An 8,029-nucleotide genomic window follows, 5' to 3' on the forward strand; every position below is an offset into this window, starting at 1 on the left:
GATCATGCGTAAGAGCGTTCTGGGTATTGCTGGTCTGGCCTTCGCCGGTGGTGTGTTCGCCGGTCCGGCCGCCGCCCACGCCACCCCGGTCGAGGGCACCCCGGTCACCGCCGTGGCGGTGCAGGCGGACAAGCCGGCCGTGGACAAGGCGAAGCTGATTCCGCACGGCGTGCAGGGCGCGCAGTCGCGCATCGACCTGTCGGATGAGCAGGTCGCCAACGTCAAGGCGATCATCGCGGCGACGAAGAAGGCCGGCATGGACGAGCGTGCCGCCGTCGTGTCGATCGCCACCGCTCTGCAGGAGTCGAAGCTGGAGAACCTGGGTCACCTGGGTGAGCGCAACGACCACGACTCGCAGGGCCTGTTCCAGCAGCGCCCGTCCTCCGGGTGGGGCACGGTCGAGCAGATCACCGACCCCGAGTACTCGACCATGGCGTTCCTGAAGGGTCTGAAGCAGGTCGACGGGTGGCAGGACATGCCGCTGACGAAGGCCGCGCAGACGGTGCAGGTGTCGGCGTACCCCGACCACTACGCCCAGTGGGAGCAGCAGGCCGCCGACCTCGTCGCCGAGCACTGGAACAGCTGACACAGACCTTCCACCACAAGGGGGACCACCGGCCGGCGCCCGAACACGGGTGCCGGCCGGCGGCACATCCGGAGCAGGTACGAAACCGGCGTCGCCCGAGCCCGTCCGGCTCGGGCGGCGCCGGTTTCGGCGTACGTGAAGGGAGCGGACGCGGGCGGTGACCGGCGGGTGGTGATGGCGGGCTCGGGTCGCGGGCGCGGGCCGGCTGCCCTAGTGTTCGAGGGGTCGACGGCGTCGGGGCCGCGGGAGGGGGTGTCGCGGGATGGGTCTGCGGACCTTCATCCAGGGCTGGCCGGTCTACCGGCAGCTCACCGGCACCGACCCGCTGGGCCGGGGCGCCGCCGCGCAGTCCGCGCGTTCGGCCGGGCTGACCGCGCGCACCGAGACCGCCGACCGGATGGCCCGCTCGGTCTGTCCCTACTGCGCGGTCGGCTGCGGGCAGCGCGTGTACGTCAGGGACGAGCGGGTCACCCAGATCGAGGGCGACCCGGACAGCCCGATCTCCCGGGGGCGGCTCTGCCCGAAGGGCTCGGCCAGCAAGAGCCTCGTCACCAGCCCGCTGCGGCAGACGAAGGTCCGCTACCGGCGCCCCTACGGCACCGAGTGGGAGGATCTCGACCTCGACGTCGCGCTCGACATGATCGCCGATCGGATCATCGCCGCCCGCGCCGAGACGTGGGAGGACGTCGACACCCAGGGCCGGCCGCTCAACCGCACGCTGGGCATCTCCAGCCTGGGCGGGGCGACGCTGGACAACGAGGAGAACTACCTCATCAAGAAGCTGTTCACCGCGATGGGGGCGCTCCAGATCGAGAACCAGGCCCGCATTTGACACTCCGCCACCGTCCCCGGTCTGGGGGCCAGCTTCGGTCGCGGTGGCGCGACGGACTTCCAGCAGGACGTCGCCAACGCTGACGTCATCGTCATCCAGGGCTCGAACATGGCCGAGGCCCACCCGGTGGGCTTCCAGTGGGTCATGGAGGCCAAGCGGCGCGGCGCCAGGGTGTTCCACGTCGACCCGCGGTTCACCCGCACCAGCGCGCTGGCCGACACCTACCTGCCGATCCGCGCGGGCTCCGACATCGCGCTGCTCGGCGGCGTCGTGCGCCACATCTTGGAGAACGAGCTGGACTTCCGGGAGTACGTGCTGGCGTACACCAACGCCGCGACGATCGTCAGCGAGCGCTTCGTCGACACCGAGGACGGCGACGGCTTCTTCTCCGGTTTCGACCCGGAGACCGGCTCCTACGTGCAGGACTCCTGGCAGTACGCGGGCCACGAGTCGGACTCCGGCAGCGGGCACACCGCCAAGGAGCGCGACACCGCCGCCGGGCTGCGCCACGAGTCGCACGGCGCCCAGGTGGGCGGGCAGGTCGAACGCGACGAGACGTTGCAACACCCGCGCTGCGTCTACCAGATCCTCAGGCGGCATTTCGCCCGCTACACCCCGGAGATGGTGGAGCGCGTCTGCGGCATCCCGCGCGAGAAGTTCCTGGAGCTGGCCGAGGCGTGGACGGCCAACTCGGGCCGGGAGCGCACCGGGGTGCTGATCTACTCGGTGGGGTGGACGCAGCACAGCGTCGGCGTGCAGTACATCCGCACGGGCGCGATCATCCAGCTGCTGCTGGGCAACATGGGTCGACCCGGCGGGGGCATCCTGGCGCTGCGGGGGCATGCCAGCATCCAGGGCTCCACCGACATCCCGACGCTGTTCAACCTGCTGCCGGGCTATCTGCCGATGCCGCACCACGCCGACCACCCCACCTTCGACGCGTGGGTGGACAGCATCCGGCACCCGGGGCAGAAGGGCTTCTGGGGCGACGCCCGCGCCTACGCGGCGAGCCTGCTGAAGGCGTACTGGGGGGACGCGGCGACGCCGGAGAACGACTTCTGCTACGGGTACCTGCCCCGGATGACGGGTGACCACGGCACGTACCAGCAGGTGCTGAACATGATCGACGGGAAGGTTAGGGGCTACTTCCTGCTCGGCCAGAACCCGGCGGTCGGCTCGGCGCACGGCCGGGCCCAGCGCCTGGGTATGGCCAACCTCGACTGGCTGGTGGTCCGCGACCTGTTCATGATCGAGAGCGCCACGTTCTGGCGCAACGGCCCGGAGGTCGCCACCGGCGAGATCGTGCCGGAGCAGTGCCGGACGGAGGTGTTCTTCCTGCCGGCCGCCTCGCACGTGGAGAAGGAGGGCACCTTCACCCAGACCCAGCGGCTGCTGCAGTGGCGGGAGAAGGCTCTCGACCCGCCGGGCGACGCCCGCTCCGAGCTGTGGTTCTTCTACCACCTCGGGCGCCGCCTGCGGGAGAAGCTGGCCGGCTCCGACCTGCCGCGCGACCGGGCGCTGCTCGACCTGGCCTGGGACTACCCCACGCACGGCCCGCACGCCGAGCCGAGCGCCGAGGCGGTGCTGCGCGAGATCAACGGGTACGAGGTGGCGACCGGCCGGCCGCTGTCCACGTTCGCGGAGGCCCGCGACGACGGCTCGACCGCCGTGGGCTGCTGGATCTACTCCGGGGTGTACGCCGACGGCGTCAACCAGGCGGCGCGGCGCAAGCCCCGGCACGAGCAGGACTGGGTGGCCGCCGAGTGGGGCTGGGCGTGGCCGGCGAACCGGCGCACCCTCTACAACCGGGCCTCCGCCGACCCGCAGGGCCGGCCGTGGAGCGAGCGCAAGCGCTACGTCTGGTGGGACCCGGACGCGGGGGAGTGGACGGGCTACGACGTGCCGGACTTCGAGCGGACCAAGCCGCCGACGTACCGGCCGCCCGACGGCGCGTCCGGCCCGGAGGGGATTGCCGGCGACGACCCGTTCGTGATGCAGGGCGACGGGAAGGGCTGGCTGTACGCGCCCAGCGGCGTGCTCGACGGCCCGCTGCCGACGCACTACGAGCCGGCCGAGTCGCCGGTGCGCAACCCGCTCTACCGCCAGCAGGCCAACCCCACCCGCAAGGTGTACGCGCACCCGGTGAACTCGGTGAACCCGAGCCCGCCGCAGGAGCACAGTCAGGTGTTCCCGTACGTGTTCACGGTCAGCCGGCTCACCGAGCACCACACGGCGGGCGGGATGAGCCGTACGGTGCGGCCGCTGGCGGAGCTGCAGCCGGAGATGTTCGTCGAGGTGTCCCCGGACCTGGCGGCGGAGGCGGGCCTGGCGCACCTGGGCTGGGCGCACCTGGTCAGCGGCCGGGCGGTGATCGAGGCGAAGGTGCTGGTCACCGACCGGCTCCGCCCGCTGCGGGTGGACGGCCGGGTGATCCACCAGGTGTGGCTGCCGTACCACTTCGGGTTCGAGGGCCTGGTGACGGGCGACTCGGCCAACGACCTGTTCGGGATCACCCTCGACCCGAACGTGCTGATCCAGGAGAGCAAGATCGGTACCTGTGACGTGCGGCCCGGTCGGCGGCCCACCGGCCCGGCCCTGCTGGAGCTGGTGGCCGGCTACCAGCGGCGGGCGGGCATCGTGCCCGGCAGCCCGCCCCCGACGCTCACCCCGGGGGCGCTCGCCCCGCCGGAGGCCGCCGACGGCGTCGGGGAGGGCCGTGATGCTTCCTGACCCGCACAGCCTCTCCGGGCCCCTGGACCCGGCCCCGGAGGCGGGCTGGGCCGACGCCCCGCCCCGGATGGGTTTCTTCACCGACACCAGCGTCTGCATCGGCTGCAAGGCGTGCGAGGTGGCGTGCAAGGAGTGGAACGACGTCCCCGGCTCGGGGCTGGACCTGCTCGGCATGTCGTACGACAACACCGGCGCGCTGACCGCGAACTCGTGGCGGCACGTGGCGTTCGTCGAGCAGCCCCGCCCGGCCGGGCCCCAGGATTCGCCGGGCCGGACGGCGGGGCCGGAGTTCCTGGGGATGCCGGGGGCGGGGCCGCCGGGGCGCGCCGGTGGCGCCGAGGGCCGCTCCGACTTCCGGTGGCTGATGATGTCGGACGTCTGCAAGCACTGCACCCACGCGGCCTGCCTCGACGTCTGCCCGACCGGCTCGCTGTTCCGCACCGAGTTCGGCACTGTGGTGGTGCAGGAGGACATCTGCAACGGCTGCGGCTACTGCATCTCCGCCTGCCCGTACGGCGTCATCGACCAGCGCGCGGGCGACGGCCGGGCGTGGAAGTGCACGCTGTGCTACGACCGGATCGGCGCGGGGAAGACCCCCGCCTGCGCGCAGGCGTGCCCGACCGAGTCCATCCAGTACGGGCCCCTCGACGAGCTGCGGGAGCGGGCCGCGGCCCGGGTGGCGACGCTGCACGAGCGGGGCGTGCCCGAGGCGCGGCTCTACGGGCACGACCCTGGCGACGGGGTGGGCGGCGACGGGGCGTTCTTCCTGCTGCTCGACGAGCCGGAGGTGTACGGGCTGCCGCCGGACCCGGTGGTCACCACCCGGGACCTGCCGAGGATGTGGAAGCGGGCCGGCCTGGCCGCGCTGGCGATGGCGGCGGCGGCCGTGGCCGCGTTCGTGGGAGGTTCGTCGTGAGTCCGGAGCGTGGCGGGCGCGGGCGGCGCGGCGGCGAGGAGCTGAGGGTCCCCGAGGCCGAGTTCACCTCCTACTACGGCCGGCCGATCCTCAAGGCGCCCGTCTGGAAGTGGGACATCGCGGCGTACCTGTTCACCGGCGGGCTGGCGGCCGGCTCGTCGCTGCTGGCGGCGGGCGGGCAGGCCACCGGCCGGCCGGCGCTGCGCCGCGCCGGCCGGGTCACCTCGCTGGCGGCGGTCACCGCCAGCACCGTCTTCCTGATCAAGGATCTGGGGCGGCCGGCCCGGTTCCACCACATGCTGCGGCTGGCCAAGCCGACGTCGCCGATGTCCGTGGGCACCTGGATCCTCGGCGCGTTCGGGCCGGCCGCCGGGATCGCGGCGGTCGCCGAGGGCGCGGCGTGGCTGCCCGACCGGGGCCTGCCGGGGCTGGCCCGTCGGGTCCTGCCGCCGGTGGGGCACGCCGCCGGGCTGGCCGCCGCGGTGACCGCGCCGGCGCTGGCCACGTACACGGGCGTGCTGCTCGCCGACACGGCCGTGCCGTCGTGGCACGAGGCGTACCCGGAGCTGCCGACCATCTTCGCGGGCAGCGCCCTGGCCAGCGGCGCGGGAGTGGGTCTGATCGCGGCGCCGGTCGCGCAGGCCGGGCCCGCCCGCCGGATGGCGGTGGCGGGCGCGGCCCTGGAGCTGTACGGCGCGCACCGCGTGGAGACGCGGCTGGGGCTGCTCAGCGAGCCCTACCGCACCGGGTCCGCCGGTCGGCTGCTGCGCGCCGGGCGGGCCCTGACCGCCGTCGGGGTGGCCGGGGCGCTGCTGGGCCGGCGCAGCCGCACGCTCTCGGCGCTGTCCGGGGCGGCGCTGCTGGCCGCGTCGGTGGCGACCCGCTTCGGCATCTTCCACGGCGGCGTCGCCTCGGCGAAGGACCCGAAGTACACGGTGGTGCCGCAGCGGGAGCGCCTGCGGCGGCGCGCCGCCGAGGGCTGAGCTGCCCGCACCCGCCCGCCGGGCCTGTGGTTCACTGCTGCGTGGAGGCGTTCAGGCGGCTGGTGCCCCTCCCGGTCTTCAAAACCGGTGTGGTCCGGGATCCGGGCCAGGCGGGTTCGATTCCCGTCCGTCTCCGCCACGCTGTGGAAGAGGGGGCCATGGGCGACGTCGCGGCCGATCCGCGCCGGCGGGTGCCGCGCACCGACGCGCTGCTCGCCGACCCCCGGCTGGCCGCCGCGGCGACCGCCGTGGGCCGCGACCGCGTCAAGGCCGCCGTCCGGCGGGCGCAGGAGTTGGCCCGCCGGGGCGAGATCACCCCCGAGGCGGTACGCGACGCCGCGCTGACCGCCCTGCCCGCGCCCGGCCCCCGGGCCGTGCTCAACGCGACCGGGGTGGTGCTGCACACCAACCTGGGCCGGGCCGCGCTGTCGCCGGCCGCCGTCGCGGCGGTCACCGCCGCCGCCGGGCACACCGACGTCGAGCTGGACCTGCGCACCGGCCGGCGGGCCCGGCGCGGCCGCGACGCCCTCGACACCCTGGCCGCCGCCGTGCCCGCCGCCGGCGCGGTGCACGTGGTCAACAACGGCGCCGCCGCCCTGGTGCTGGCCGCCACCGCGCTGGCCGCCGACGCGGAGATCGTCGTGAGCCGGGGCGAGCTGGTGGAGATCGGCGACGGGTTCCGCCTGCCCGACCTGCTGGAGAGCACCGGCGCGCGGCTGCGCGAGGTGGGCACCACCAACCGCACCACGCTCGACGACTACGCCGCCGCGCTCGGCCCGCGTACCGGCTTCGTGCTGAAGGTGCACCCGTCGAACTTCCGGGTCACCGGCTTCACCTCGGCGGTGCCGGTGCGGCGCCTGGCCGCCCTCGGCGTGCCGGTGGTCGCCGACATCGGCTCCGGGCTGCTCGCCCCCGATCCGCTGCTGCCCGACGAGCCCGACGCCGCCAGCACCCTGCGGGACGGGGCGGCGCTGGTCACCGCCAGCGGCGACAAGCTGCTCGGCGGGCCGCAGGCGGGGCTGCTGCTCGGGGCCGCGGACCTGGTCGAACGGCTGCGCCGGCATCCCCTCGCGCGGGCGCTGCGGGTGGACAAGCTGACCCTCGCCGCGCTCGCGGCCACCCTCGCCGATCCCGCCACGCCCACCCGGGCGGCCCTGCACGCCCACGCCGGCGGCCTGCGCGAGCGGGTCGAGCGGCTGCGCGACGGCCTCGCCGCCGGCGGGTGCGAGGCGGAGGTGGTGCCCGCCCGCGCCGTCGTCGGGGGCGGTGGCGCCCCGGGCGTCGAGCTGGCGTCGTGGGCGCTCGCCCTGCCCGAGCGGTACGCCGAGCCGCTGCGCGTCGGCGACCCGCCGGTGCTCGGCCGCGTCGTCCGGGGACGGCTGCTGCTGGACCTGCGCTGCGTGCCCGCCGACGCCGACGACACCGTCCGCGCCGCCGTGCTGCGGGTGCCGGGGGGCGGCTGAGACGTGTTCGTGGTGGCCACCGCCGGGCACGTCGACCACGGCAAGTCGACCCTGGTCCGGGCGCTGACGGGGATGGAGCCCGACCGGTGGGCCGAGGAACGCCGCCGGGGCATGACCATCGACCTCGGGTTCGCCTGGACCGCCCTGCCGTCCGGCGCGACGGTCGCGTTCGTCGACGTGCCGGGGCACGAGCGGTTCGTGCCGAACATGCTCGCCGGCGTCGGCCCGGTGCCCGCCGCGCTGGTCGTGGTGGCCGCCGACGAGGGCTGGATGCCGCAGTCGGCCGAGCACCTGGCCGCGCTGCACGCGCTGGGGGTGTCGTACGGCCTGCTGGTGGTGACCCGCGCGGACCTGGCCGATCCGGGGCCGGCGGCGGCCCGGGCCCGGGCCGAGCTGGCCGCCACCTCCCTGGCCGGGGCCGACACCGTGGCGGTCAGCGCGGTCACCGGCGCCGGCCTGCCGACCCTGCGCGCCGCCCTGGACCGGCTCGCCGCCCGGCTGCCCGCCCCCGCGACGGCC

Annotated in this window: 6 protein-coding genes and 1 tRNA gene; all 7 read left to right on the forward strand. The window is 75.0% G+C overall.

Annotated elements, in window-relative coordinates; genetic code table 11:
* The first annotated feature begins 1 nt into the window (after position 1).
* Positions 2 to 586 (forward strand): hypothetical protein, encoded by a 585-nt coding sequence (locus tag ACWENR_RS28150; protein WP_452279974.1) that lies wholly within the window; start codon positions 2 to 4, stop codon positions 584 to 586.
* Between the two features lie 262 nt (positions 587 to 848).
* Entirely contained in the window at positions 849 to 4,148 is a 3,300-nt protein-coding gene (fdh, locus tag ACWENR_RS28155; RefSeq protein ID WP_452279975.1) for a formate dehydrogenase, read from the forward strand.
* The gene (locus tag ACWENR_RS28160; RefSeq protein WP_452279976.1) at positions 4,138 to 5,064 is read left to right on the forward strand and encodes a 4Fe-4S dicluster domain-containing protein; all 927 of its coding nucleotides are present in this window, start codon (positions 4,138 to 4,140) and stop codon (positions 5,062 to 5,064) included. The genes fdh and ACWENR_RS28160 overlap by 11 nt, the downstream gene beginning before the upstream one ends.
* Positions 5,061 to 6,047: an NrfD/PsrC family molybdoenzyme membrane anchor subunit gene (gene nrfD, locus ACWENR_RS28165; protein ID WP_452279977.1), complete on the forward strand. Its 987-nt coding sequence runs from the start codon at positions 5,061 to 5,063 to the stop codon at positions 6,045 to 6,047. Before ACWENR_RS28160 ends, nrfD begins: the two co-directional genes overlap by 4 nt.
* Before the next feature lie 43 nt (positions 6,048 to 6,090).
* Positions 6,091 to 6,186, forward strand: a tRNA-Sec gene (locus tag ACWENR_RS28170).
* A gap of 19 nt (positions 6,187 to 6,205) precedes the next feature.
* A complete protein-coding gene (selA, locus tag ACWENR_RS28175) occupies positions 6,206 to 7,510 on the forward strand; it encodes an L-seryl-tRNA(Sec) selenium transferase (RefSeq protein ID WP_452279978.1) in 1,305 nt (434 codons plus the stop codon).
* A 3-nt stretch (positions 7,511 to 7,513) separates the two neighbouring features.
* Positions 7,514 to 8,029 (forward strand): GTP-binding protein (locus ACWENR_RS28180; RefSeq protein ID WP_452279979.1); only part of this gene is annotated, 516 nt, incomplete at its 3' end.

The sequence above is a fragment of the Micromonospora sp. NPDC004336 genome (assembly GCF_053602615.1).